This is a genomic window from Streptomyces sp. NPDC042100 (assembly GCF_055582325.1).
In genome coordinates, this window is record NZ_JBVJDK010000013.1 from 1 (window position 1) to 24,435 (window position 24,435).

23 protein-coding genes are annotated in these 24,435 nt (G+C 73.3%); 20 read left to right on the top strand and 3 right to left on the bottom strand.

What is annotated here, in order from left to right; genetic code table 11:
• Window positions 1-148: 148 nt before the first annotated feature.
• Window positions 149-832 (bottom strand): ScbR family autoregulator-binding transcription factor, encoded by a 684-nt coding sequence (locus ACZ6J5_RS26935; protein ID WP_469395720.1) that lies wholly within the window; start codon window positions 830-832, stop codon window positions 149-151.
• A gap of 267 nt (window positions 833-1,099) precedes the next feature.
• On the opposite strand from ACZ6J5_RS26935, the gene ACZ6J5_RS26940 reads away from it, so the two are divergent.
• The 13 genes from ACZ6J5_RS26940 to ACZ6J5_RS27000 all read left to right on the top strand — a co-directional run bounded on the left by ACZ6J5_RS26940 (window position 1,100) and on the right by ACZ6J5_RS27000 (window position 13,940).
• Window positions 1,100-2,083: a ScbA/BarX family gamma-butyrolactone biosynthesis protein gene (locus tag ACZ6J5_RS26940; protein WP_469395722.1), complete on the top strand. Its 984-nt coding sequence runs from the start codon at window positions 1,100-1,102 to the stop codon at window positions 2,081-2,083.
• Window positions 2,084-2,147: 64 nt separating this feature from the next.
• Window positions 2,148-2,843, top strand: a complete 696-nt coding sequence (locus tag ACZ6J5_RS26945; RefSeq protein ID WP_469395724.1) for an HAD family hydrolase — start codon at window positions 2,148-2,150, stop codon at window positions 2,841-2,843.
• Window positions 2,844-2,880: 37 nt separating this feature from the next.
• On the top strand, window positions 2,881-3,642 hold the full coding sequence (locus tag ACZ6J5_RS26950; RefSeq protein WP_469396073.1) for an SDR family NAD(P)-dependent oxidoreductase: 762 nt from the start codon (window positions 2,881-2,883) through the stop codon (window positions 3,640-3,642).
• Between the two features lie 171 nt (window positions 3,643-3,813).
• Window positions 3,814-4,416, top strand: coding sequence for a TetR family transcriptional regulator (locus ACZ6J5_RS26955; protein WP_469395726.1), 603 nt, complete (start codon window positions 3,814-3,816; stop codon window positions 4,414-4,416).
• Between the two features lie 205 nt (window positions 4,417-4,621).
• Window positions 4,622-5,746: an NAD(P)/FAD-dependent oxidoreductase gene (locus ACZ6J5_RS26960; protein ID WP_469395727.1), complete on the top strand. Its 1,125-nt coding sequence runs from the start codon at window positions 4,622-4,624 to the stop codon at window positions 5,744-5,746.
• A gap of 77 nt (window positions 5,747-5,823) precedes the next feature.
• Window positions 5,824-6,096 (top strand): 2Fe-2S iron-sulfur cluster-binding protein, encoded by a 273-nt coding sequence (locus tag ACZ6J5_RS26965; RefSeq protein WP_469395729.1) that lies wholly within the window; start codon window positions 5,824-5,826, stop codon window positions 6,094-6,096.
• Window positions 6,097-6,180: 84 nt separating this feature from the next.
• Window positions 6,181-7,470 (top strand): fatty acid desaturase, encoded by a 1,290-nt coding sequence (locus ACZ6J5_RS26970; protein ID WP_469395730.1) that lies wholly within the window; start codon window positions 6,181-6,183, stop codon window positions 7,468-7,470.
• A 105-nt stretch (window positions 7,471-7,575) separates the two neighbouring features.
• Window positions 7,576-8,040 carry a cobalamin-dependent protein gene (locus tag ACZ6J5_RS26975; RefSeq protein ID WP_469395732.1) on the top strand — a complete coding sequence of 155 codons (465 nt, stop codon included), beginning with the start codon at window positions 7,576-7,578 and terminating at the stop codon, window positions 8,038-8,040.
• Window positions 8,037-9,509, top strand: a complete 1,473-nt coding sequence (locus ACZ6J5_RS26980; protein ID WP_469395734.1) for a methylaspartate mutase — start codon at window positions 8,037-8,039, stop codon at window positions 9,507-9,509. The genes ACZ6J5_RS26975 and ACZ6J5_RS26980 overlap by 4 nt, the downstream gene beginning before the upstream one ends.
• Before the next feature lie 4 nt (window positions 9,510-9,513).
• Window positions 9,514-10,476, top strand: coding sequence for a quinone oxidoreductase family protein (locus ACZ6J5_RS26985; protein ID WP_469395736.1), 963 nt, complete (start codon window positions 9,514-9,516; stop codon window positions 10,474-10,476).
• Entirely contained in the window at window positions 10,473-11,522 is a 1,050-nt protein-coding gene (locus ACZ6J5_RS26990) for an EamA family transporter (protein ID WP_469395738.1), read from the top strand. The genes ACZ6J5_RS26985 and ACZ6J5_RS26990 overlap by 4 nt, the downstream gene beginning before the upstream one ends.
• Window positions 11,519-13,057: a pyridoxal phosphate-dependent decarboxylase family protein gene (locus ACZ6J5_RS26995; RefSeq protein ID WP_469395740.1), complete on the top strand. Its 1,539-nt coding sequence runs from the start codon at window positions 11,519-11,521 to the stop codon at window positions 13,055-13,057. Before ACZ6J5_RS26990 ends, ACZ6J5_RS26995 begins: the two co-directional genes overlap by 4 nt.
• 109 nt (window positions 13,058-13,166) lie before the next feature.
• Complete coding sequence (locus tag ACZ6J5_RS27000; protein WP_469395742.1) at window positions 13,167-13,940, top strand: DUF4232 domain-containing protein; 774 nt, start codon at window positions 13,167-13,169, stop codon at window positions 13,938-13,940.
• Between the two features lie 48 nt (window positions 13,941-13,988).
• Here the strand turns inward: ACZ6J5_RS27000 and ACZ6J5_RS27005 are convergent, their stop codons facing one another.
• Window positions 13,989-15,119, bottom strand: a complete 1,131-nt coding sequence (locus tag ACZ6J5_RS27005; protein WP_469395744.1) for a pyridoxal-phosphate dependent enzyme — start codon at window positions 15,117-15,119, stop codon at window positions 13,989-13,991.
• Window positions 15,120-15,310: 191 nt separating this feature from the next.
• On the opposite strand from ACZ6J5_RS27005, the gene ACZ6J5_RS27010 reads away from it, so the two are divergent.
• Window positions 15,311-16,888: a S8 family peptidase gene (locus ACZ6J5_RS27010; RefSeq protein ID WP_469395746.1), complete on the top strand. Its 1,578-nt coding sequence runs from the start codon at window positions 15,311-15,313 to the stop codon at window positions 16,886-16,888.
• Between the two features lie 196 nt (window positions 16,889-17,084).
• On the top strand, window positions 17,085-18,614 hold the full coding sequence (locus ACZ6J5_RS27015; protein WP_469395748.1) for a DUF4190 domain-containing protein: 1,530 nt from the start codon (window positions 17,085-17,087) through the stop codon (window positions 18,612-18,614).
• A gap of 107 nt (window positions 18,615-18,721) precedes the next feature.
• Here ACZ6J5_RS27015 and ACZ6J5_RS27020 read toward each other — a convergent pair whose 3' ends face one another.
• Window positions 18,722-20,068 carry a glycoside hydrolase family 18 protein gene (locus ACZ6J5_RS27020; RefSeq protein WP_469395750.1) on the bottom strand — a complete coding sequence of 449 codons (1,347 nt, stop codon included), beginning with the start codon at window positions 20,066-20,068 and terminating at the stop codon, window positions 18,722-18,724.
• A gap of 186 nt (window positions 20,069-20,254) precedes the next feature.
• On the opposite strand from ACZ6J5_RS27020, the gene ACZ6J5_RS27025 reads away from it, so the two are divergent.
• The 5 genes from ACZ6J5_RS27025 to ACZ6J5_RS27045 all read left to right on the top strand — a co-directional run bounded on the left by ACZ6J5_RS27025 (window position 20,255) and on the right by ACZ6J5_RS27045 (window position 24,409).
• Window positions 20,255-21,007, top strand: a complete 753-nt coding sequence (locus ACZ6J5_RS27025; protein WP_469395752.1) for a GntR family transcriptional regulator — start codon at window positions 20,255-20,257, stop codon at window positions 21,005-21,007.
• Between the two features lie 219 nt (window positions 21,008-21,226).
• Window positions 21,227-22,936, top strand: a complete 1,710-nt coding sequence (locus tag ACZ6J5_RS27030) for a purine-cytosine permease family protein (RefSeq protein WP_469395754.1) — start codon at window positions 21,227-21,229, stop codon at window positions 22,934-22,936.
• A gap of 156 nt (window positions 22,937-23,092) precedes the next feature.
• Window positions 23,093-23,272, top strand: a complete 180-nt coding sequence (locus ACZ6J5_RS27035) for an SPOR domain-containing protein (RefSeq protein WP_362474546.1) — start codon at window positions 23,093-23,095, stop codon at window positions 23,270-23,272.
• 77 nt (window positions 23,273-23,349) lie between these two features.
• Entirely contained in the window at window positions 23,350-23,811 is a 462-nt protein-coding gene (locus tag ACZ6J5_RS27040) for a (deoxy)nucleoside triphosphate pyrophosphohydrolase (RefSeq protein ID WP_469395756.1), read from the top strand.
• Window positions 23,812-23,986: 175 nt separating this feature from the next.
• Window positions 23,987-24,409 (top strand): ATP-binding protein, encoded by a 423-nt coding sequence (locus ACZ6J5_RS27045; RefSeq protein WP_469395758.1) that lies wholly within the window; start codon window positions 23,987-23,989, stop codon window positions 24,407-24,409.
• Window positions 24,410-24,435: the final 26 nt, after the last annotated feature.

Here is a 24,435-nt window from a genome sequence, read left to right on the forward strand (position 1 = left end):
GCAGGGGGGACCCTGTGGGAGAGTAGGACGCCGCCGAACAATCATTGTGGGAAAGCCCCGCACCTTATGGTGCGGGGCTTTTCTGCGTTCAGGGGGAGCGGGGGAGAGAAGGGGCGAGGGCTCCCCCAGGGAAGCCCTCGCCGGCCGTTCAGTGCGTGGGGTGGGGGTGTGCCGCCGTCGCCGCCGATGCCGTCGCCTCGCGCAGGGCCGTCTTCGCCCTGGCCGGATTGACCTCGGTGCGGGCGATGACCGTCGGGACCGCGATGCCGGGCATCAGGAGGCGCCACATGCGGGTCACGCGGTCCACCAGGTCGGCGCGGTCCTCGCTCGCCACCGCCGAGTACGTCTGCATCCCCGTACACGACTCGACGACGAATTCGGCCAATTCCGAGGGCTCGATCCCCGACAGGAGCTCGCCCTTCTCGGCCGCCACGCGCAGGCAGTCCGCCATGATGCGGCTCCAGTCCTGGTACGGCGCGATGTCGCGGAAGCCGAAGGAGCCCTGCTCGCTCGTGAGGCGGACGCCGGCGCGGAGCACCACGTCCGTCTGGAGCTGGTGGGCCCAGACCAGGGTGATGTCCACCAGGCGCTGCAGGCCCTCCGAGGAGAGCCAGGGGACGATCGAGTCCGGCTGCGCGTTCATCACGGCGCGGGCCAGGTCTTCCTTCGATTTGAAGTGGAAGTAGAGAGCCCCTGCCGTCAGGTCGGCCTCCGTCAGGATGCGGTTGATGCTCGCGCCGGCGAAGCCAGACTTGTCGAAGACGACTGCCGCGGCCCGCAGGATCTCCTTACGGGTCTGGATGGCCCTCTCCTGCTTCGGCTGCTGCGCCACGGTACCTCCTAGAACAAACAGAACATTTCTTATGTTACGCAAGGATCATTGGTGCTGCCAACCTCCCTGGTGGAGCTCAGGGGGTCTGGGCGGTTAAGGGAGGCATGTCAAGAAATAGCGGGCGTGGCCGAAATCGCTTGGGTAAGCAATGAGCCTTCCTTTACTATTCCTTTGCGCAAAACAAAACGAGCATTCTTTATTTTCATCACTGGAACAGCGTCTGTCACTCGCACCAGCTCTTTTCCATGCTTCTCAGGGGGAATCCAGATGTCCGTCACCGTTGCCAGCGAGAGACCAAGTGACCTGCACGACCTGCTCGCCCACTCCATACCGAGAGAGTTCGTCCACAAGACCGTCGAGTCCGAGGTGCTGCTGACCGGCTGGGTCCCGGTCGGGTCCGACCGGTTCAAGGTCACCGCCCGCTGGCCGGTCGACCACGCCTTCTACGGGCCGGTCAACGGGCACCACGATCCGCTGCTGATCGCCGAATCCGTGCGCCAGACCGTGCCGTTGCTCAGCCACGCGGCCTACGGCGTGCCCTTCGGGCACCGGCAGACCTGGAGCGCCTTCCGGTACGAGATCGACCCCGCCGCCCTGGTCGCCACCGGCGGCCCCGCCGAGGTCGAGATGGACATCCGCTGCTCCGACGTGGTCCGGCGGGCCGGCCGGTTCGTCTCCGTGCGCATGGACGTCGAGATGACCGTGAACGGTGCCCGGCTGGGCTGGGTGGAGACCGCCTTCTCCGACATGTCGCCGGCCGTCTACCCGCGGCTGCGCGGCGCCTACGCCGACATCGACGAGGCCGTGCGGCGTTCCGTACCGCTGGCGCCGCCGATGCCGCCGGGCCGGGTGGCCCGGTCCCGCTTCGTCGACGTGGTGCTCGCGCCCACCGACTCGCCGCTCAGGACCGAGCTGCGGGTGGACCACTCGCACCCGTTCCTCTTCGACCACCCGGTCGACCACGCCCCCGGGATGCTGCTGCTGGAGGCCGCCCGGCAGGCCACGCACGTCGCGGCGGGGGACCGGCCGGTGATCGCCAGTGCCATGGACGTCGTCTTCACGCAGTACGTCGAGTTCGACGCCCGCTGCTGGATCCACGCGGCCATGGAGGACGGCGCCGAGGGGCGGGTCCGTGTCGACGCGGAGCAGAACGGGGTCTCCGCCTTCCGTGCCTACGTCACCACCACTCCGCTCCGGCCGTCCCGCCGGGTCGGCAAGATTCCCGGGCCGCGCAGCTGCCGGGGGCGTTGAGCTCCTTCGGGCCGGCCGGGGGCCGGCCGGCCGACTCGTTCATCTCTCAGGGGGATTCGTCATCATGGTTCAGCCGCTCGCCCATCTGCGCCTCTGCGCCGTCAACATCGACGGGGTCATGCTGGAGGACACCTTCAGCCCCGTCATCCACCACTTCCTGGTCAGCCGCGGCGTCACCTACACCGCCGACGTCGAGCGCGGCATCTTCTCCCAGCGGCGGGCCGTCGCCGGGCGGCTGATGGCCGAGGCGATCGGCGGCGGCATGACCGGGGAGCGGGCGCTGGAGGAGTACTTCGAGGAGCGGGCGCGGTTCGTCGCCGAGCACCCGGTGCGGATCAGCGACGGGGCGGTGGAGCTGCTGGAGCGGCTGCGGGCCGCCGGGCTCGCGACCGTCTGCTACGGCGGGCTCGGCAAGGAGCACTTCGACGCCTTCCTCGGCACGTACGCGGGGCTCTTCGACGAGCCCGGCTACATCTGCACGAACGACGTCAGGCCGGGGCTGCGGGAGATCGCCGCGGACCACTTCGGGCTGGCCTTCGACCAGGTGCTCGTCATCGACGACGTGGCCCGGGTGGGGGAGGAGGCGGGGCGGCTCGGGATGCCGTTCATCGGGTACCCGAGCTCCTTCGCGCACAGTTTCCAGCGGCAGTTGATGGCCGAGGCCGGGGTCCGGCATGTGGTGGACTCGCTGCACGCGGTCGACGGGGAGCTGCTGCGGACCGTCGACGCGGAGGCCGCGGCCCTCGGGCCGGGGCGCTGAACGGATTCGGTACGGACAGAGGGGGAGCGTGAGTTCGATGGGAATGCTGGACGGCAAGGTGGCCATGGTCACGGGGGCTTCGAGCGGCATCGGGGCGGCGGCCGGGCGGCTGTTCGCGGCCGAGGGCGCGGCGGTGGTGCTGGTCGCGCGGCGCAAGGAGCGGCTGGACGCGCTGGTCGGGGAGATCCGCGCGGCGGGCGGGCGGGCGGTCGCCGCGGCGGCCGACGTGACGGACTCGGCGGCGGTCGAACGGGCCGTCGCGCTGGCGGTGGAGAGCTTCGGCGGGCTGCACGCCGCGTTCAACAACGCGGGGTACGCGACGGCGGGGGTGCCGCTGCACGAGATGGACGAGGCGACGTACGAGCGGACCGTCGGCGTCAATCTGGGCGGGGTCTGGAACTGCATGAAGCACCAGCTGCCGGTGATGCTGGGCTCCGGGGCCGGCGGTTCGATCGTGAACACGTCGAGCGTGGCGGGGCTCAAGGCGACCGGGGCGTCGGCCGCGTACGTCGCCGCGAAGCACGCGGTGATCGGGGTGACGAAGGCGGCGGCCTGGGACTACGCGCGGCAGGGCATCCGGGTCAACGCCCTGGTGGTGGGGGCGACCAGGACCGAGATGATGGACGGCGTCCTGGACGCCTTCCCGGACCTGGAGGAGACCTTCCTGGCCGATTCGCTGCAGCACCGCATGTCGGCGCCCGACGAGGTGGCGCAGGCCGCCCTGTGGCTGTGCAGTGACCGTTCCTCCTTCGTCACGGGCAGCGCCATGGCCGTCGACGGCGGGTCCACCGCGCGGTAGGACGGGCTCTCGTGGGGGCGGCCGGGTCTTCCCGGCCGCCCCTTCGCGCGTTCCGCCTTCTGCGGCTTCGGGTCAATGCCGGTGGGTGGCCCACAAACATACAGAACGCTTGCTATTTTTTGAGCACCAGAAGACGCGGGGGCATCGGAGGCAGAGAAGGAGAGCAGTCGGATGGCTATGCAGCTGAGGGCCGTGCGGACGCGCGGCGCGCTGGTCAGGGCGGCGGCGGTCGAGTTCGACGAGGCCGGCTACGAAGGTGCCCGGCTGGCGCACATCAGCGAGCTCGCGGCGGTCTCGATGGGGGCCCTGACCTTTCACTTCCCCGCCAAGTCGGCGCTCGCCGACGCGGTCGAGGAAGAGGGGCTCGCCATCACGAAAGCCCTGGTGGAGCGCCTGTGTGAGGGGCGTGCGCCCGGTCTGGAGGGGGTCATCGGGCTGACCGTGGGGCTCGTGGGACTGCTGGAGGAGGACCTGGTCGTGCGCTCCTCCGTCCGGCTGGCCCGAGAGCGTCCGGGGGGCGCGGGGCGGTGGGCGGAGGTCTGGCTGCCGGCCGTGCGGGACCAGTTGGTGGCGGCGTACGAGGGCGGGCGCTCGCCCCGGGTCGAGGAGCTCAGACAGACCCTCGCGGACATGGTGGTCTATCTGCTCGCCGGGGCGGAGTCCCAGGTCAGAGCGGGTGCTCACGGTCCGTCCAGTGTCACGCGCAGCGTCGCGGACCGGATGGAGCGGATCTGGCGGCTGGCGCTGGCCGGGGTCGCGGCGGGCGGGGCCTGAGGGCCGCTTGAGGGGGCCTGAGGGGGCTTGCTGGACGCCTCCGGAGGGTTTCGCGGGGGCTCGTGAGGTGGGGGAGGCGTCGAAAACCCCTAGAAAAACAAAGCGAACGTTCTGTATGGTTCATCGGGTCGGGGGGCGATCCGTCCTCCGGGGCGCGTGCCCATCGGGCGTTCGCTTGGCGCATCGCAGAGAAACGGGGAAGTCCGTGAACGAAGTCGCCGGGACCACGGTGGATGTCGCGATCGTGGGCGCCGGGCCCGCCGGGCTCTACGGCGCCTACTACGCGGGCTTCCGGGGCCTGTCCGTGGCCGTGATCGACGCCCTCGACGAGCCGGGCGGCCAGGTCTCGGCGATGTACCCCGAGAAGCTGCTGTACGACGTGGCCGGACACCCCGGCATCAAGGGCCGGCAGCTCGTCGACAACCTGCTCGCGCAGGCCGCGCCCTTCGGCACCACGTACCTCCTCGGCCGCACGGCCGTCAGCCTCACCCCGCGCGGTGAGGGCTGGACGCTCGGCGCCGACGACGGCACCCGGATCCACGCGGGCGCCGTCGTGGTCGCCGCCGGACTCGGCCGCTTCGTCCCGCGCAAGCTGCCCTGCTCGATCCCGTACGAGGGCAGGGGTGTCGCCTACCACGTGCCGAGGCTCGCCGACCACGGCGGGCGGGACGTGGTGGTCGTCGGCGGCGGCGACAGCGCGGTGGACTGGGCGCTCGCGCTGGAGCCGATCGCCCGCAGCGTGACCCTGGTCCACCGGCGGGCCACCTTCCGGGCCCACGACTACAGCGTCCGGCAGCTCCACGCCTCCTCGGTGCGGATCCTGACCGACGCGCAGGTCGTCGCCTGCCACGGCGCCGACCGGCTCGAACGGGTCGAGGTCCGCGCGGGCGACCGGACCCTGGAGCTGCCCGCCGACGCGCTGGTCGCGGCGCTCGGCTTCTCCTCCGGGCTGGGCCCGGTCGGCGACTGGGGCCTGGAGCTGGAGCACCGCCGGATCCGGGTGGACCAGTCCATGCGGACCAGCCTGCCGGGGGTGTACGCGGTCGGCGACGGCTGCACCTACCCGGGCCGGGTCCCGCTGATCTCCGTCGGCTTCGGCGAGGCGGGCACCGCCGTCAACCACGCGGCGGTGGCCCTGCGGCCGGGCGAGCGGCTGGCGCCGGAGCACTCCTCCGACACCGTGCCGCCGTCGCCGTCGCCGTCGCCGTCGCCGTCGCCGTCGCCGGCTCCCGCGCCCGCCGCCGTCGCCACTCCCGCGCCCGCCGCGGAGCCCGCCGTCACCGCGCCCGGCACCGCGCCCGTACCCGCGCCGCTCGCCGTGCTCGTCTGAGCCCGGTCCCGGCGCGAACCCACCACTCCCACCCGTACAGAGGGGACCTGGAAGCGATGAAACACACGCTCACACTCATGCCGGACGGCGTCGAGGTGGCCCTGGCGCAGGGCTCGCCCCTGACGGACATCGAGTACGAGACGTCCGAGCCGCTGATCCCGTTCGGCTGCCGCTCCGGTGCCTGCGGCGCCTGTGTCGTCGAGGTCATCGACGGCGCCGAGGCCCTCGGCGAGCGCGATCCCGAGGAGGCCGACTTCCTGGAGGACCTGGGCTGGGCCGACGGCAACCACCGCCTCGCCTGCCAGTGCCGCCTCCTGGCCGCCGCGACCGTCCGCGTCGTGGACCAGTAGCACCGCCCCGCCGTCCGTCAGCGCGAAAGGCCCGTCCGCCGGCCGCACCCGGTCACCCCACACATCGAGTCTCCAGGAGTCCTCATGTCAGTGATCAACCCGGAAGCCCCCGCCGCCCGCCGCGCCGCCCCGGCCGGGCCCCCGGCCCAGGAGCGGGCGGGGTCCGCGCGGCAGCCGCTGCCCCGGCCGCCCGTCGCCGTGGAGCCGCGCCAGAGCATGGCCGTGCTGCCCGGCTTCCTCCAGTACCCGCTGACGGTCTTCACCGGCCGTGCCCTGCCCGGACAGCGCTCCCTCGGCTGGACGCCCACCTTCCACCTGGTGACCGCGACGGCCTCGCTCCTCGTCGGCCTCGGCGTCAGCGTCACCGGCTACGCGCTCGGCGGTCTCGCGCTGCTGCTGCTTCTTCCCGGCTGGGCGATGACCCTGCACGGGATGCGCAACCTGCGGATGATGGTCTACCACCAGTGCTCGCACCGGAACATGTACCGCAGCCGAAAGCCCGACAAGGCCATCGGCCACGCGATATCGAGCCTGCTCGTCATCCAGAACTTCGCCCGCTACAGCCGTGAGCACGTCGCCGACCACCACGCCCTGGGCCACATGACCCTCCAGGACCCCACGGTCCAGGCGTTCCTGGTCAGCCTCGACATGCACCCGGGGATGACCCGGCGGCAGATGTGGCGCCGGCTGCTGCTCAAGCTGGTCTCGCCGCGCTTCCACTTCGCCTTCTCGGTCTCCCGGATCCTCTCCTTCTCCAAGGAGTCCGCCCGCAGCGAGAAGGTCACCGCGCTCGCCCTGTACGGCACGGCCGTCGCCGCCACCGTCCTGACCGGCACCTGGCAGGCGCTGCTCGTGGTCTGGTTCGTCCCGCTCGTGCCGCTCTTCCAGATCAGCAACACCCTGCGCCTGTGCGTGAAGCACACCTTCCCGGTCAAGGGCGTCGAGGACCGGCGCAGCCGCGCCTACTTCACCTCGCTGACCAACGCCATCTTCATCGGCGACGCGGCCCCCTCGCCCGAGCTGCCCGCCGTCCGGCGCGCCCTCGGCTGGACCCGCTGGACGCTGCGGACGCTGTTCGTGCACGCCCCGGCCCGCTACCTGGTGCTCACCGGCGACACCGTCGTCCACGACTACCACCACCGCCACCCGCGCAGCGACGACTGGTCGAACTACATCTTCGCCCGCCAGCGGGACGCCGAGGAGGCCCTGGCCGCCGGCGACCCCAACCGGCCGCCGTACCACGAGGTGTGGGGCCTGGTCCCCGCGATCAGCTACGTCTTCGACTCGCTGTCCTCGGCCGACGCGGAGGAGTTCGACGTGAAGCGCCTCAAGTCCGTCAGCAAGCGCGAGCTGTTCGCCGCCTTCGACGACTGAGCCGCCGCCGCGCCCGCCCGGGGCCCTCGCGGCCCCGGCCCGGCGCGCGGCGCCGAGCGCCCCGCCTCCCCACCGTCTGCCCACTCCGGATTCAGGAACCCATCGATGCGAACCACCTCCCACCAGGAACAAGCGGCTCGTACGGTCATCCTCGGCGTCGCCGCCAGCGACAGCCACGCCGTGGCCAACCACCTCATCGCCTACTCGCTGCGCGGTCTCGGCTTCGACGTCGTCAACCTCGGCACCTGCACCCCCGTCGACGAGTTCGCCGAGGCGTGCGCCCGGCACCCCGAGGCCGAGGCCGTCGTCATCGGCAGCCTCAACGGGCACGTCCACGAGGATTTGCGCGGCCTCGACAAGGCCAAGCAGTCCGGCCGGATCGGCTGCCCCGTCATCGTCGGCGGCAACCTCTCGGTCGGCAGCCACAAGGACGGCTCCTCGCACGAGCGGCTGTACGCGGCCGGGGTCGACCACATCCTGTCCGACCCCTCCGAACTGCCGGGCCTGCTCGACGCGCTGCGCGCCGAGCGCGAGCGCACCGCCCTGGCCGCCGGGCGGGCCGCCTCATGAGCCTCACCTCCCTGCCGGCCCGGGGCCCGGCCCCGCACCCCGACCTGGCGGCGGCCCCGCTGCCGACGCCCGCCGAATCCGCCGCGTACATCCGCGCGCTCGGCAAGCCCACCGCGGCCGAGGTCCTGGACCGCTGCCGCGCCCAGGGCCGGGTCGCCATCCAGCCCCGCTGCGGCGTCGGCGGCCACGAGGAGATGAAGGCGCTCCTCGCCACCCTGGAGGCCGAGGCCAGGCCCGACATCCTCACCCTCACCATCGACTCGCACACCCGGCTGCTGCGCTTCGAGGAGGCCCTGCGCACCCTCAACCTGCGCCCCGCCGACCTCAACGGCTACCCGATGGTCGCGCACGGCTGGCGGCGCGGGCGCGAGCTCAACGAGCTGGTCGCCGCGCCGCTGGAGATCCGGCACGGCTCGCCGGACGCCCGCACCCTGTTCGACGTGTCCGTGGCCTCCGGCATCACCTCCTTCGAGGGCGGCGGCATCTCGTACAACCTGCCGTACTCCAAGGCCGTGCCGCTCGCCGACTCCCTCGGCGCCTGGCAGGACGTGGACCGGCGGTGCGGCGAACTCGCCGAGCACGGGGTGGTCGTCGACCGGGAGCTGTTCGGCACGCTCACCGCCGTGCTCGTGCCGCCGTCGATCAGCCTCGCGATCAGCGTCCTGGAGGCCGTGCTCGCCGCCCGCGCCGGGGTCCGCTGCATCTCCGTCGCCTACCCGCAGGGCGGCCACCTCGCCCAGGACGTCGCCGCGCTGCGCGCCATCGCCGTCCTCGCCGAGCGCTACCTGCCGGACGGTGTCACGGTCCACGCGGTGCTCCACGAGTTCATGGGCGTCTTCCCGCGCGACCGGGGCAACGCCGAGGACCTGATCTTCTACGGGGCCCTGGTCGCCCGCCTCGGCGGCGCCTCCAAGCTGATCACCAAGACCCACCAGGAGGCGTACGGGATCCCCGACACCACCGCCAACGTGGAGGGCCTGCGGCTCGCCGACCGCGCCAACTCGCCGCTGCTCGACTTCATCCGGGTCGACGAGGACCAGGTGGCCCGGGAGCTGGAGTGGATCCTGGCCGAGGTCGCCGACCTGGTCGAGCCGCTGCTGGCCGCCCCCGACCTGATCGGGGCCGTCGTCGGCGCCTTCGCCGAAGGCCGGCTCGACATCCCGTTCAGCGCCAGCCGCTACGCCCGCTCCGACCTCATCCCGCGCCGCGACCGCTCGGGCGCGATCCGCTACCTGTCCACCGGCGCGCTGCCCTTCTCCGCCGCCCACGTGGCCCGCAACACCGAGCTGCTGCACGCGGTGGACGGCCCGGACCCGGCCCTGGACGCGCTGATGCGCGGACTGACCGGCGACATCAACCACTTCCGCCACGTGTTCCGCGAGGAGGAACGGCCCCCCGCCGCCTCCGCCGCCCCGACGCCCGTCTCCGCCCCCGCCCCCGCCGCCGTGCTCACCGAACCGAGGAACTGATCCGATGCGAGCCGTCCATGTCACCGAGGCCGGTGCCCCCTCCGCCCTCCTCCCCACCGAGCTGCCCGAACCGGTCGCCCCGCCCGGCCAGGTCGTCGTCCGCAACGCCGCCGTCGGCCTCAACTTCATCGACGTCTACTACCGCAACGGCACCTACCCGGCCGCGTACCCGCTGGTCCCGGGCCAGGAGGCGGCCGGCGTCGTGACCGCCGTCGGCGAGGGCGTCGACGAGATCACCGTCGGCGACCGGGTCGCCTACGCCACCCAGCTCGGCGCCTACGCCGAGTACACCGCCGTCCCCGCCGCCAAGCTGGTCTCCGTACCGGAGGGCGTCACCCTCGACGACGCCGCGGCCGTGCTGCTCCAGGGCCTGGCCGCGCACTACCTCAGCCACACCAGCCACCCGGTGGCCGCCGGCGAGACCGTCGTCGTCCTCGCCGCCGCGGGCGGGCTCGGCCGGCTGCTCACCCAGCTCGCCGCGCACCGGGGCGCCACCGTCGTCGCCGTCGCCTCCACCAAGGAGAAGCGCGAGACCGCCCTCGCGGCCGGCGCCCACCACGCCGTGCCCTACGAGGACTTCGACACCGCCGTCCGCGAACTCACCGGCGGCGAGGGCGCCCACGCGGTCTACGACTCGGTCGGCGCCGCCACCTTCGAGACCAGCGTGAAGGCGCTGCGCCGCCGCGGCACCCTCGTCGTCTGCGGCCTGTCCAGCGGCCCCGTACCGCCCTTCGACGTCGAGCTGCTGCGCACCTCCGGCTCGCTCTACCTGACCCGCCCGACCCTCGCCGACCACGTGCCGGACGCCGCCTCGCTGCGGGCGGCGGCGGCCGAGCTGTTCCGCTACGTCGCCCAGGGCGTCGTCCGTCCCGAGGTGGGCGCCCGGCTGCCGCTGGCCGAGGCGGCGCGGGCGCACGAGCTGCTCGAAGGGCGCGGCACGACCGGCAAGGTGCTGCTGACGCCATGAGTGTCGACATCGGAACGAGCGCGCCGACGCGTACGGGCACGGGTGCGGGCACGGGGGCGCCCTCGGGCGCGGCGGCGGGCCGGGCCCGCCGGGGCCTGGGCCTCGGCGTGGTCCCGGCGCCCGCGCTCATGCTCGTCGGCATGGTCAGCACCCAGCTCGGCGCGGCCTTCGCCAAGCAGCTGTTCGGCACCGTCGGACCGGCGACCATCACCCTGATGCGGCTCGGCTTCTCGGCCCTCGTGCTGCTGCTGTGGTGGCGGCCCTCGCTGCGCCTGGACCGGCGCACGGCCGGGTCGGTGGCGGCGCTCGGCGTGGCCATCGCGGGCATGAACATCTGCTTCTACCTGGCCATGGCCCGGATGCCGGTCGGCGTGGCGCTGACGGTCGGCATGGCCGGCCCGCTGGCCGTCGCGGGCTTCGCCTCGCGGCGCGCCGCCGACCGGCTGTGGATCGTGCTGGCCGCCCTCGGCATCGGGCTGCTCGGCTGGCAGGGCGGCGCGGCCGGGCTCACCGGGCTGCTGATCGCGCTGGCCTGCGCCGTCTTCTGGGGCTCCTACGTGCCGCTGTCGAAGCGGGTCGGCGCGGTGCTGCCGGGCGGCGGCGGGCTCGCGCTCGCCATGGCCTTCGGCACGCTCTGCTCGCTGCCCGCCGGGCTCGCCGAGGGGGCCGGGACGCTGGCCCGGCCCGAGGTGCTGGCCTTCGGCTTCGGCGTCGCGATGCTGTCCTCGCTCGTCCCGTACACCTGCGAGATGGAGACCCTGCGCCGGGTCTCGGCCACCGTCTTCGGCGTGCTGCTCAGCCTGGAGCCGGCGATCGGCGCGCTGGTCGCCCTGCTCGTGCTGAGCGAGACGCTCTCGCTCGCCCAGGCCGCCGGTCTGGTCGCGGTGGTCGTCGCGTCGATCGGCGTCATCCGGGGCTCCCGCAAGGCCCCCGGATCCGGATCCGGACCCGCGCCCGATCGCGGTGCCGGTGCCGATCCCGGTGCCCGGACCGCCCCCGTACCGGTCTCCCCTCCCGCCCTCACCGAAGGAACCGACAAGTCATGATCTCCACCGGCAGCAAGGCAGCGCTCGCGGGCCGACCCGAGGGCCTGGAGCAGCTCAGGACCCTCCTCGACGCGGCGCTCGGCGCGCTCGGCGACGCGGCCCTCAAGCGCGGCGGCCCGGTCGCCGCCGGCGGCCCGGTCGCCGCCGGCGGCCCGGAGGCGGCGGTGGCCGCCGTGGCCGAGCTGCTGGGCGACGGGCGCTTCCTCGCCGAGGAGCCCGCCGCCGCGAAGGTGACGGAGCTGTTCGAGGCGTACGCCCGCTGGTCCGTCGACCTCACCCACCCCTCGGCCGTGGCCCGGATGCAGTGTGCCCCGACGGCCGCGTCCGCCGCCGCCGAACTGCTCGCCGCCGCGCTCAACCAGTCGCTGCACGCCTGGGAGAGCGGGCCCTTCGCGCTGGAGCTGGAGCGGCGGCTGATCGCCGAGATGGCCTCCTGGGTCGGCTTCGGCGCCGGGGCGGGCGGCACCCTGACGCCGGGCGGCTCGATCTCCAACCTGATGGGGCTGCTGTTCGCCCGCGACCGGGCGCTGAAGGACTCCGGCGGGGCGGGCGAGGTGTCGGCGGCCGGGCTCGCGGGCCGCGCGGTCCGGCCCCGGATCCTGTGCTCCGCCGCCGCCCACTTCTCGGTCGCCCGCGCCGCCGGCTTCCTCGGGCTCGGCCGCTCGGCCGTGGTCAAGGTGCCGGTGGACGACCGGGGCCGGATGCTCGCCGCCGAGGCCCGCCGGATCGTCGAGGGCTTCGCGCCCGACGAGGTGCCCGTCGCCCTCGTCGCCACGGCCGGCACCACCGACCACGGCTCCTTCGACCCGCTGCCCGAACTGGCTGACCTGGCAGCCGAGTTCGGCATCTGGCTGCACGTGGACGCCGCCTACGGCATCGGCGCGCTGTTCTCCCGGACCCTGGCCCCGCTGCTGACCGGCCTGGACCGGGCCGACTCGGTCGCCTTCGACCTGCACAAGTTCGGCTGGGTGCCCGCCTCGTCGAGCGTGGTCGTGGTGCGCGAGCGGCGGCACATGGAGTGCCTGGACGAGCAGGCGGTCTACCTCAACCCCTCCGACGACGAGGCCCTCGGCTTCACCGCGCTGCTCGGCACCTCGCTCCAGACCACCCGCCGCTCCGACGCCCTCAAGATGGCCGCGACCCTGCTCACGGTCGGCCGCGAGGGCATGGGCGACTGGGTGGACGCCTGCCACGCGCAGGCCCGGTACGCGGCGGGCCGGATCGCCGCCGCCGAGGGCCTGGAACTGCTCGCCGAGCCGCTGCTGAGCACGGTGATCTTCCGCTGCGCGCCCGGCTCGGACGCGGCGCCGGCCGACGAGAGCGCCTGGAACGCGGCGGTGCGCAGGCGGCTGATGGCGGACGGGAAGGCGTTGCTGGCCCGGACGAGGATCGCCGGCCCGGACGGCACCCCGCGGGTCCACCTGAAGCTGGTGTTCCTCAACCCGACGACGACCGAGGACGACATCGACGCCCTGCTCGCGGACGTCTCGGCCGCCGCGCGCGGGCTCGCCAAGGAGGCGGCGACGGGGCGTTAGCGGTACGCAAGCGGGACGGCAGGGCGAGGGGGGAAGGTAGATGGTGTCGGCATCGAACGGGGAGGCCGGCGGACCGAACCATCGTCTTTTCCCACGGGGGAGCACCATCATGCGTACGCAGCGCAAGAGCACCGTCCTGGCCGTCACCGCCGTCGCCGTCCTCTCGCTCGGCCTCACCGCCTGTGGTGGCGGCGACGACGCCGCCACCCGCGACGAGGGCGCCGCCTCGGCGTCCCAGGGCCAGGCGGGCGGCTCGACGGGCGGCGCGGGAGACGCCACCACCACCGGCGCCTCGACCAAGGGCGGCACCGCGACGGGCGGGACCACCGGCGGCACCGGGGGCGGCACCGCGGGCGGCTCGACGGCGGGCGGCTCGACCGGCGGCTCGACGGCCGGCGGTTCGACCGGCGGGTCCGCCAAGAACGCCTCGACCGGCAAGTCCTCGGCGAACGCGCCCGCCTGCGCGTACAACGACGTGAAGATCACGGCGGCGAAGGCCGACGAGACGCCGACCGAGCACATCACCCTCACGGCGACCAACACCTCGGGCAAGACCTGCCGCCTGTACGGCTACCCGCTGATCGCCTTCGGCCCGATCCAGACCGCCAAGGACGTCCCGGCCGTCGCCAAGAGCAAGCCCGCCGCTCCGGTGGTGCTCCAGCCCGGCGCGCCCGCGTACGCCAACGTGCGGATCGCGCTCGGCGGCGTGCACGAGGACAACAAGGTCGTGAACAGCTTCAACGTCAACCTCTTCGCGGGCGCCGACCCGGCCGAGGGCAGCGTCGTCGTCAAGGCCCCGGCGGGCGGCCTGGCCGTCGACGAGGCCGTCGCGAAGACCGGCTACTGGACGTACGAGCTCCGCAACGGTGCCGACGAGTTCTGATCCCGCCCGGGAACCGCCTTTCCCGGACCGACTGCGCCGCCTGCCCGCTCAGGCGGCCAGTCCCGTTTTCGCCCCCGCCCCGCACAGCGGCAGCACCGTCGTGCCGGGGAGCGCGGGCGCCGCGCGGACGGCCGCCCAGCAGGCGGCGCCGGTCGGTTCGACGTACAGGCCCCGGCGGGCGAGGTCGAGCTGGGCGGCCCGCAGCTGCTCCTCGGTGACGGTGCGGAAGGTGCCGCCGCAGGCGCGTACCGCGCGCAGGATCTGGGCGGCGCGCGGGGGCGCGGGGATGGCGATGCCCTCGGCGAGGGTGGGGCGGACCGGGGCGGGCGCCTCGGGCTCGGCCGCGCCCGCGCGGAAGGCGGCGGCCAGCGGGGCGACCGCCTCGGCCTGGACGGCGACGAGCGCGGGGCGCCGTTCGACGAGCCCGTGGGCCAGCAGCTCCTCGACGGCGAGGGCGGCGCCGAGCAGCAGCGTCCCGTTGCCGACGGGCAGCACGAGGGTGTCGGGGAGCCGGCCGCCGAGGTCCTCCCAGAGCTCGTAGACGTAGGTCTTGGTGCCGTGCAGGAAGTGCGGGTTGTGGACGTGCGAGGCGTAGAAGACGCCGGGCTCGCCGGCCGCGGCGCGGGCGGCCCGCGCGGTGGCCTCGCGGTCGCCGGGGACGACGACGGTCCGGGCGCCGTGGGCGCGGATCTGCTCCAGCTTCTTGGCGGAGGTGGCCTCGGGCACGTACACGGCGCAGTCGAGTCCGGCGCGGGCGCAGTAGGCGGCGATCGCGGTGCCCGCGTTGCCGCTGCTGTCGGCGAGCACGGTGCGGGGGCCGAGCCGGCGGGCGAGTTCGGCGAGCATGACGGCGCCCCGGTCCTTGAAGGACAGGGTCGGCATGAGGAAGTCGAGCTTGGCCGAGACGGTGCCGTCGAGGGGCACCAGCGGGGTACGGCCCTCGCCGAGGGTCACGTGGGGTGCCCGGGTGCTGTGGGGCGGTTCGGTCGCGAGCGGGAGGACCTCCTCGTAACGCCACAGGGAGTTCACCCGTGGCCCGAGGGACGGGAGGGACACGGGTGCCGAGGTGAACTCCAGGTCCCAGGGACCGCGGCAGCGCGGACAGCACCAGGTGAGCGAGGAGCCGGGGGCGTGGACCTGGCAGCGGGGGCACACGTAGGCGGTCATGGGCGCCAGCATGGCAGCGGTGTGGCGGGTATGTGACGTCGCGTCAGGCGCCCTTGTGCGATTCCCGCGCATCCGCCAGCCTTTCGCTCGGCACCCCGACACGACGAACGGCCCGGGCATCCCTGTGCCCTTTGTCATGCACCTGTCGCGGCTCTGCCGTACCCCCACACAGCAGCGCACCACCAATGAGGAGGACCCCTCACATGTCCGTGATGCGTGATTCCAGGCGCAGGCTGGCCGCCGCGAGCGCCGTCGCCGTCGCCGCCCTCGCGCTCGGCTCCCTCGCCGCCGTCCCGGCCACCGCCGCCGGGACCGGCGCCGAAGGCGTCATCCTGAACGCCGGCGCCGAGGGCACCGTCGCCAACAGCTACATCGTCACCCTCCGCGAGTCCGCCGCGCAGGCGGAGACCGCGCGGGGCCGGGCGATCGCGACGAAGTTCGGCGCGAAGATCAAGCGGACGTACACCGCCGCCCTCAACGGCTACTCCGTCGAGCTCTCCGAGCCGCAGGCGCGCAAGCTCGCCGCCGACCCCGCCGTCGAGAAGGTCAGCCAGAACCGCGTCTTCCACGTCGACGGCACCCAGCCCTCCCCGCCGTCCTGGGGCCTGGACCGGATCGACCAGAAGGCCCTCCCGCTGAACCAGAGCTACACCTATCCGGACAGCGCGGGCCAGGGCGTCACGGCGTACATCATCGACACCGGCGTCCGCATCACCCACAGCGACTTCGGCGGGCGCGCCTCCTACGGCTACGACGCCATCGACAACGACAACACCGCGCAGGACGGGCACGGCCACGGCACCCACGTCGCCGGCACCGTCGCGGGCAACGCGTACGGCGTGGCCAAGAAGGCGAAGATCGTCGGCGTCCGGGTCCTCGACAACTCCGGCTCCGGCACCACCGAGCAGGTCGTCGCGGGCATCGACTGGGTGACGGCGAACGCGGTCAAGCCGGCCGTCGCCAACATGAGCCTCGGCGGCGGGGTCGACTCCGTCCTCGACGACGCCGTGCGCCGCTCCATAGCCTCCGGCGTCACCTACGGCGTCGCGGCCGGCAACGAGACCGACAACGCGGCCAACCACTCGCCCGCCCGGGTCGCCGAGGCGATCACGGTCGGCGCCACGACGTCCACCGACGCCAAGGCCGGCTACTCCAACTACGGCGCGGGCCTGGACCTGTTCGCCCCCGGCTCGTCCATCACCTCGTCCTGGAACAGCAGCGACTCGGCGACCAACACCATCTCCGGTACGTCGATGGCGACCCCGCACGTCGTCGGCGCCGCCGCCCTGTGGCTGGCCGACAACCCGACGGCCACCCCGGCGCAGGTGGCCACGGCCCTGGTGAACGCGGCGACCCCGAACGTCGTGACCAGCCCCGGCAGCGGCTCCCCGAACCGGCTGCTCTTCGTCGGCGGCGGCGGCACCACCCCGCCGCCCGGCAAGAAGTTCGAGAACACCACGGACTACGCGATCAACGACAACGCGACCGTCGAGTCCCCGGTCACCGTCACCGGCGTCACGGGCAACGCCCCGGCCGCCCTCCAGGTCCCGGTGAACATCGTGCACACCTACATCGGCGACCTCCAGGTCCAGCTGATCGCCCCCGACGGCTCGGCCTACACCCTGAAGGCCTTCGGCACCGGCGGCAGCACGGACAACATCAACACCACCTACACCGTGAACGCCTCCTCCGAGGTCGCGAACGGCACCTGGAAGCTGCGGGTCACGGACAACGCCGCGGCCGACACCGGCAAGATCGACTCCTGGGCGCTGCAGTTCTGACGCTCGGCGGAACGACGAGGGCCTGAGCGCGCGGCGCGGGCCCGCATGACGGGGGAGGGGGTGGTCGCCGGAGCCGGCGGCCACCCCCTCGGCGCCGTCCCCGGCCGATACCGGATACCGGTACGGGCCACGGACCACGTACGATGCGCGCGCCCGTTCGATCGCCGATCCGCCCGCCCCGAGGAGCCCCGTACTCGTGGACCCGTCCCAGCCGCCCCAGGATTCTCCGGCCCCGGGAACCCCGGAACCACCCGCCGACGAGCAGCCGAAGGCGGGGCTCGACAAGGCTCCCGCCGCGGAGCCGGTGCCCGCCGAGGCCGCGGAGGCCGACGCGCCGGTGGCTCCCGCCGAGCCGGTGGCCGCTGAACCGGTGGCTCCCGCCCAGCCCGTGGCCGCTGAGCGCGCCGAGCCCGGGGTCGCCGAGCCCGGGGTCGCCGAGCCGCCCGCCGCCGCTCCCGCCGCTCCCGCCGACGCGCCGCCCGCCGCCGCTCCCGCCGCTCCCGCCGATGCGCCGCCCGCCGCCGCACCGCCGGTGCCGCCCGTGCCCGCGCCGCCCGCCGGGCCGTACGGGGCGCCCGCCGGGCCCGTGCCGCCGGGGCCGTACGGTGCCCCCGGTCCGTATCCCGGCGCCCCGGGCCCCTACGCGCAGCCCGGCCCGTACGGCCCCTACGGTCCGCAGGGGCCCGGCGGCGCGCCCGGGCCCTACGGGGCGCCGGCCCGGCCCGGCACCAACGGCCTGGCCGTCGCCTCCTTCGTCTCCGGTGTCGTCTGCTGTCTGCCGCCCCTCGGGCTGGTCTTCGGCCTGATCGCGCTGCCGCAGATCAAGAGGAAGGGCCAGACGGGCAAGGGCTTCGCCATCGCCGGCATAGCCCTGTCCACGGTGAGCTGCCTGCTCATCGTGCTCGGCTTCGTGACCGGGAGCTTCACCGCGTTCTGGGAGGGCGTGCGGGACGAGGCCGACAAGGCCGCCTCCTCGAAGTCCGCGTTCTCGCTGCGCAAGGGCGAGTGCTTCGACGTGCCCGGCAAGATGGAGTCGTACACGGCGGACGTCCGCATCGTCGACTGCGCCAAGCCCCACGAGGGCGAGGTCACCGGGAACTACAAGATCACCGGCTATGACAAGTGGCCCGGCGAGAAGGCCCTCGACGGCCTCGCCGAGGAGCGCTGCCAGGAGATCAACGACGCCTACACCCTGGACAAGTGGGCCGTCCCCGAGGACGTCTGGACCTACTACTACCTGCCCACCAGCATCTCCTGGCGAGGCGGCGACCGTACGGTGACCTGCACCTACGGCACCGACAAGGAGCCGTTCGCCGGCTCCCTGCGCCGGGACGGGCTGACCCTCAACGCCGACCAGCACGCCTTCCTGCTGGCCGTCAACGCGATCGACGCGGCCCTGATGAAGGAGCCCGAGGACGACGCCGACGTGGACCTCGCCGCCAACCGGGCGTGGGCCCAGGAGGTGCTCTCGACCGTCACGGCGGAGAGCCAGGGGCTGCGCACCCGCCGCTGGCCCGCCAACGTCTCCGGGCCGGTCGTCGGGCTCTCCGAGAAGCTCGACGCCGCCGCGAAGTCCTGGCGCAAGGTCGCGGGCGCGAAGGACGAGGAGGCGTTCTGGGCGGAGTACGACAAGGCCTTCGACACCCTCGACCCGGCGATCGAGGCCCCGGCCCGCCGGGCGCTCGGCCTCGCCGACTCCAGCACCCACGGGAACGAGAAGGTCTGACCGGCCGTACAGCCCAAGGCCGTACAGCCCAAGGCCGTCCGGCCTGTCACGGCCGAGAAGGGCCCGGTCCGCACGAGGACCGGGCCCTTCTCACGTCCGGCGGCGGGTCAGCGGCGGCCGCCCAGGACGCCGTTCACGGCGGTGATCAGCTCGCCGTCCGGGGTGTCCCCGTCCAGCGACCAGAACATCGCCCCGCCGAGGCCCTTGGCCCGGACGTACGCCGACTTGGTCTTCAGCACGCGCGGGTCGTCGTAGGTCCAGAAGGTGGTGCCGTCGAACAGCCAGGCGTGGCCGTTGCGGAGGTCGCGGTGGACGGTGGTCGCGCCGCTCTCCGCCAGCTTCTTGAGGGCCTTGTAGTCCTCCGAGCCGGCGCCCCAGGTGCCGGCCGCCGGGCCCGTCGCGGGCTTGCCGAGGCCGGTTCCGCCGCCGGTGACGCCGGTCCAGCCCTGCCCGTAGAACGGCATCCCGACCACGAGCTTGCGGGCGGGCGCGCCGCGCCGCAGCCAGTCGTTCACGGTCTGGTCGACGCTGAAGTCGCCCTTGGTCGCGAAGAGCGCGGACTGCTGGGCGGTGACCGGCTCCCAGGTGCCGTGGAAGTCGTAGCCCTGGAGGTTGACGAAGTCGAGGTCGCGCATGATCTTCCGGACCTCGAAGCCCGCGTCGATCTTGGCGGGCGCGGTGGGCACGAAGGCCGACAGCTCGTAGTGCTTCCGCTTGCGCTCGGTCTTCGCGTACGCGTCGAGCTGGGTGCGGAACTCCCGTACGAGGGCGGTGAAGTTCTGCTTGTCCTCGGGGCGGAAGACGGTGTCGGTGTCGCCCGCGGAGCCGGGCCACTCCCAGTCGATGTCGATGCCGTCGAAGACGCCCGCGGCGGCTCCCGCGCCGCCGCGCGCGCCGTCGACGGGCAGGTTGCCCTTGATGTAGAGGTCGATGCAGGAGGCGACGAGGGCCTTGCGGGAGGCGGGGGTGCGGGCGGCGTCGGAGAAGTGGGTGGACCAGCTCCAGCCGCCCAGCGAGATCATGACCTTGAGTCCGGGGTGCGCGGCCTTCAGCTCGCGCAGCTGGTTGAAGTTGCCGGCCAGCGGCTGGTCGGCGGTGTCGGCGACGCCGTCGACCGAGCCGGCGGCGTCGATCGGGCGCACGTAGTCGGCCCAGGGGTCGGCCTCGCCGGGGACGTTCCCGGTGAAGCACTTGCCCTCGGCGCTGACGTTGCCGAAGGCGTAGTTGATGTGGCTGAGCTTGGCGGCGGTACCGCTCGTCTCCAGGTCCTTGACCTGGAAGTTCCGTCCGTAGACGCCCCATTGGGTGAAGTAGCCCACGCGCTTGTACGCGGGTGCGGCGGGCCGGTCGTGGGTGGGTGCCGCGCCCGCCGAGGGGGTGAGGGCGGCGAGCAGGCCGAGGGAGGCGGCTGCGACGGTGGCGACGGACAGCCGGGAAAGGTTGATGCGGCGCATGAGCCGGAACGTATTGGTCTGGACCATCAACGTCAAGGATTCCGACGGGAGTTCGGTGGCTATACCTGCGGCAAGCGCCTGCGTAAAGGCATGTCATCACTTCGAGTGAAACCCTGGCCCATGCTTGCGGTCGCGCACCCTCGGTTGTCAGGCTGTAGCTGTCAGTCAACCTGAGGGGAGTGTCCCGTGACGTTCGGTGAGCAGCCGGCCTATCTGCGTGTGGCGAGCGATCTCCGGGAGAAGATCGCCAACGGCTCGCTTCCCCCGCACACCCGGCTGCCCTCGCAGGCGCGCATCCGCGAGGAGTACGGGGTGTCGGACACCGTCGCACTGGAGGCGCGCAAGGTCCTCATGGCGGAGGGGCTGGTCGAGGGGCGCTCGGGCTCCGGGACCTATGTCCGCGAGCGGCCGGTGCCCCGCCCCATCGCCCGCTCCGGCTACCGCCCCGCCGCCGGCGCCACCCCCTTCCGGCAGGAGCAGGCGGCCGAGGGCGCCCGGGGCACCTGGGAGTCGAACAGCGAGCAGGAGCCGGCCGACCCCGAGATCGCCGCCCGGCTCGGGATCGAGCCGGGGGAGTGGGTGATGCGCACCCGGTACGTCTTCCGGGACGCGGGCGAGCCGATGATGCTCTCCACCTCCTGGGAGCCGCTCTCCGTCACCGGCCGCACCCCGGTGATGCTGCCCGAGGAGGGGCCGCTGGGGGGCTGCGGGGTCGTCGAGCGGATGGCCGCGATCGACGTCGTCGTGGACAACGTGGTGGAGGAGGTCGGCGCCCGCCCCGGTCTCGCCGAGGAGCTGCTGACCCTCGGCGGGGTCCCCGGCCACGTGGTGATGGTGGTCGAGCGGACGTACTACGCCTCGGGGCGCGCGGTCGAGACGGCGGACGTCGTCGTCCCCGCCGACCGCTACCGGGTCGCGTACCACCTGCCGGTGCGCTGAGAGGGGAGGGGAGGGGGCGGCGGGCGCCCGGACGGAGCGGGGTGCGGGTGGGCACTGAGCGCTGAGCGGTGCGGGGTGTCCGGGCGTGTTCACGCCGAGTTGACGGAGTGTCCGCTCCCGTAACCGCGGGGCAACGGCGCGTCGCGACGGATCGTCACGCCCCGCTCCTACCTTCCTCGTCCGTACCCGCGAACCGGTCGGACGACAGGAGCTCACCCCATGACGGACACGGTCACCCCGCCGGGCACCGAGGCGCCCGCCCCGCCGCCCCGCCGCCGCTACGCGGCGCTCGCCGCCGACGAGAGCCGCGAGGACTACTCGCTGCGCTACGCCCCGCACTCCTTCCGGCGCTGGTCGCCGGGGACGGTCGCGGGCACCGCGCTCGGCGGCATCGCCTATCTCGCCGACTTCGCCATCGGCGCCTCGATCGTCTTCACCTACGGCTTCACCAGCGGGCTCGCCTCGATCCTCACCGCCGCCGTGATCATCTTCCTCACCGGCATCCCGATCGCCCGCGCCTGCGCGCGCTACGGCCTGGACATGGACCTGATCACCCGAGGGGCCGGCTTCGGTTACTTCGGCTCCACCCTCACCTCGCTCATCTACGCCTCCTTCACCTTCATCTTCTTCGCGCTCGAAGGCTCGATCATGGCCCAGGCCATGCACCAGGCCTTCGGACTGCCCGTCGAGCTCGGCTATCTGGTCACCACCCTGATCGTCATCCCGATCGTCTTCCGGGGCATGGGCGCGCTCGCCAAGGTGCAGGCGTGGACCCAGCCCGTGTGGCTGATCGGCCTGGTGCTGCCCTTCCTGGTGCTCGCCTTCGAGGCGCCGGACTCCTGGGGCGCCTTCGTCTCCTTCGGCGGCACCGAGGGGGCCGGCTCCGGCTTCTCCTGGACCGGCTTCGGGCTCGGCACCGGCGTGGCCCTCTCGCTCATCGCGCAGATCGGCGAGCAGGCCGACTACCTGCGCTTCATGCCCGCGCGGACCGAGGCGAACAAGCGCCGGTGGAACCTGGCGGTGCTGGCCGCCGGACCCGGCTGGGTCGTCATCGGCGCCGCCAAGCAGCTCGGCGGCGCCTTCCTCGCCTTCGTCGCCCTGGAGGCGGTCGGCAAGACCCACGCGCTGGAGCCGATCGCCCCGCAGATCGAGGCGCTGAAGCCCTGGCTCGGCTCCTTCGCGCTGCCCGCCGCGGCGCTCTTCGTGATCGTCTCCCAGATCAAGATCAACGTGACCAACGCCTACAGCGGCTCGCTGTCCTGGTCGAACTTCTTCTCCCGGATCACCCACCGGCACCCCGGCCGGGTCTGGTACATCTTCCTCAACCTCGGCATCGCGCTGACGTTGATGGAGATGAACATGTTCGCGGCGCTGGGCAAGCTGCTGGGCTTCTACTCCAACGTCGGCATCGCCTGGATCGCCGCCGTCGCCGCCGACCTCGTCATCAACAAGCGGGCCGGCTGGAGCCCGCCGTACATCGAGTTCAAGCGCGCCTACCTGTACGCGGTGAACCCGGCGGGCTTCGGGGCCATGGCGGTCGCCTCGGTCGTCTCGATCCTCGCCTTCTTCGGCCTCTTCGGCCCGTACGCCGAGGCCTTCTCCACCTTCATCGCCGCCGGGCTCGCGCTGCTGCTCTGCCCGCTCATCGCCTGGGCGACGAAGGGGCGCTACTACCTGGCCCGGCCCAACCCCGTCTGCGGGCCCGGCGCCGAACCGGCGGACGTCACGGCCACCCACGAGTGCCGGGTCTGCGCGACCGCGTACGAGCTGCCCGACATCGCCGACTGCCCCGCCCACTCCGGGCCGGTCTGCTCGCTGTGCTGCTCCCTCGACGCCGGGTGCGGGGACCTCTGCCGCAAGGACCCGGAGGCCGCCGGGCCCGTCCTGATGCCGGTGCCGACCGTCCCGAAGGCCGCGCCCCGGGCGTGAGCTCCGGCCTCCCTCCGCCGGTTACTGGCCAGATACATGTCTCTTCGTGAAAACACGTATCCGCTGTGTAAAGGTCAGGCGTAAGCTCGGGCATATGCGGATTGCGGTTTCCTGGAGATCGTCAGATACGCCCGGCCCGGCGGAGGGAGAAGTCCGATGAGCGAAAGCGGCCCCGTCCTTCCCTGGCTGGTCATACGGCAGGACGACAACGGCAACCGCTACCGCGTCGGGCGGTACGCGACCGAGGCCGAGGCCCGGAAGGTCGCCGACGGCCTCGACTCCCGCGGTCACAAGCAGCTCTACTGGGTCGAGCGGATCGGCTCGCCCGCGCTCTGACCCGACCGGGACCGGCACCGCCGCGACCGGCGTCACCGGGACCGGCGCCCCGGTCCGCCCGGGTTACGCTCCGGCCCATGACCGATCGCGCCGCCCGCCCCGCCGCCCCCGACTCCGCGCCCGGCTCCGGCCCCGCCGCCGCCGTCGTGGTGGTCGCCGGGGCGCTCGTCGACCAGGGACGGCTGCTCGCCGCCCGCCGCAGCGCCCCCGTCGAGCTGGCCGGACGCTGGGAGCTGCCCGGCGGCAAGGTCGAGCCCGGCGAGAGCCCCGAGGCCGCCCTGGTCAGGGAGCTCCGCGAGGAGCTCGGCGTCGAGACCGAGACCGGCCCGCGCATCCCCGGCGAATGGCCCCTCAAGCCCGGCTATGTGCTGCGGGTGTGGACCGCCCGGCTGCTCTCCGGCACGCCTCGGCCGCTGGAGGACCACGACGAACTGCGCTGGCTGGCCCGCCACGAGCTGGACTCCGTCGACTGGCTCGACCAGGACCGGCCCGCCGTCGCCGAGGCCGCCCGGCTGCTCACGGCCCCGCCCGGCCGCTGACTGCCCCGCCCGGCCGCTGACGGCCCCGCCGGCGAGGCCGCGTCGGCGGAGGGCGCGCGCGACTGAGTCCTACGCCGTTCGTGCCACCGTGCGCCCGCACGCCCGCCCCGCGCGATATCCCACTCTCAATATCGGGTATGTGCTGATTAACCCCCCGAAATAGGACGTGGGCCTCGTGATCGACACCGAAGGCGACTGCGCCGAGTGGCACTTCCCGGCGGAGGCCGACGCCGTGCGCACCGCCCGGCACGCGGTACGGGACACCCTGCGGACCTGGCGGCTCGACCCCGTGGTCGGGGACGTGACGATCCTGCTGGTCAGCGAGCTGGTGACCAACTCCCTGCGGTACGCCTCCGGGCCCATCGGGGTCCGCCTGGTGCGCCTGCGGCCGGACGGGAACGGCCCCGGACACGGCCCCGCGCTGCGCGTGGAGGTCTCCGATCCGCTTCCGGATGGACCCACCGAACGCCCCGCCGGACCCGAGGACGAAGGGGGGCGCGGACTCCAGCTCGTGGCCTGTTCCGCACGTCGCTGGGGGACCCGCGCGGACAGCACGGGGAAAACCGTGTGGTTCGAGCTGGCCCTGCCTGGTGAGTAAAGAGAGTGGGACGACGATCAGCGGGC

Excerpts from the sequence above, each read along its gene's own strand:
- ACZ6J5_RS26995 (WP_469395740.1), top strand. The coding sequence starts at position 11,519 with ATGATCTCCACCGGCAGCAAGGCAGCGCTCGCGGGCCGACCCGAGGGC.
- ACZ6J5_RS27010 (WP_469395746.1), top strand. The coding sequence starts at position 15,311 with ATGTCCGTGATGCGTGATTCCAGGCGCAGGCTGGCCGCCGCGAGCGCC.
- ACZ6J5_RS26945 (WP_469395724.1), top strand. The coding sequence starts at position 2,148 with ATGGTTCAGCCGCTCGCCCATCTGCGCCTCTGCGCCGTCAACATCGAC.
- ACZ6J5_RS27005 (WP_469395744.1), bottom strand. The coding sequence starts at position 15,119 with ATGCTGGCGCCCATGACCGCCTACGTGTGCCCCCGCTGCCAGGTCCAC.
- ACZ6J5_RS26955 (WP_469395726.1), top strand. The coding sequence starts at position 3,814 with ATGGCTATGCAGCTGAGGGCCGTGCGGACGCGCGGCGCGCTGGTCAGG.
- ACZ6J5_RS26975 (WP_469395732.1), top strand. The coding sequence starts at position 7,576 with ATGCGAACCACCTCCCACCAGGAACAAGCGGCTCGTACGGTCATCCTC.
- ACZ6J5_RS26940 (WP_469395722.1), top strand. The coding sequence starts at position 1,100 with ATGTCCGTCACCGTTGCCAGCGAGAGACCAAGTGACCTGCACGACCTG.
- ACZ6J5_RS27020 (WP_469395750.1), bottom strand. The coding sequence starts at position 20,068 with ATGCGCCGCATCAACCTTTCCCGGCTGTCCGTCGCCACCGTCGCAGCC.
- ACZ6J5_RS26970 (WP_469395730.1), top strand. The coding sequence starts at position 6,181 with ATGTCAGTGATCAACCCGGAAGCCCCCGCCGCCCGCCGCGCCGCCCCG.
- ACZ6J5_RS26965 (WP_469395729.1), top strand. The coding sequence starts at position 5,824 with ATGCCGGACGGCGTCGAGGTGGCCCTGGCGCAGGGCTCGCCCCTGACG.
- ACZ6J5_RS27040 (WP_469395756.1), top strand. The coding sequence starts at position 23,350 with ATGACCGATCGCGCCGCCCGCCCCGCCGCCCCCGACTCCGCGCCCGGC.
- ACZ6J5_RS27030 (WP_469395754.1), top strand. The coding sequence starts at position 21,227 with ATGACGGACACGGTCACCCCGCCGGGCACCGAGGCGCCCGCCCCGCCG.
- ACZ6J5_RS26980 (WP_469395734.1), top strand. The coding sequence starts at position 8,037 with ATGAGCCTCACCTCCCTGCCGGCCCGGGGCCCGGCCCCGCACCCCGAC.
- ACZ6J5_RS26985 (WP_469395736.1), top strand. The coding sequence starts at position 9,514 with ATGCGAGCCGTCCATGTCACCGAGGCCGGTGCCCCCTCCGCCCTCCTC.
- ACZ6J5_RS26990 (WP_469395738.1), top strand. The coding sequence starts at position 10,473 with ATGAGTGTCGACATCGGAACGAGCGCGCCGACGCGTACGGGCACGGGT.
- ACZ6J5_RS27035 (WP_362474546.1), top strand. The coding sequence starts at position 23,093 with ATGAGCGAAAGCGGCCCCGTCCTTCCCTGGCTGGTCATACGGCAGGAC.
- ACZ6J5_RS26950 (WP_469396073.1), top strand. The coding sequence starts at position 2,881 with ATGGGAATGCTGGACGGCAAGGTGGCCATGGTCACGGGGGCTTCGAGC.
- ACZ6J5_RS27000 (WP_469395742.1), top strand. The coding sequence starts at position 13,167 with ATGCGTACGCAGCGCAAGAGCACCGTCCTGGCCGTCACCGCCGTCGCC.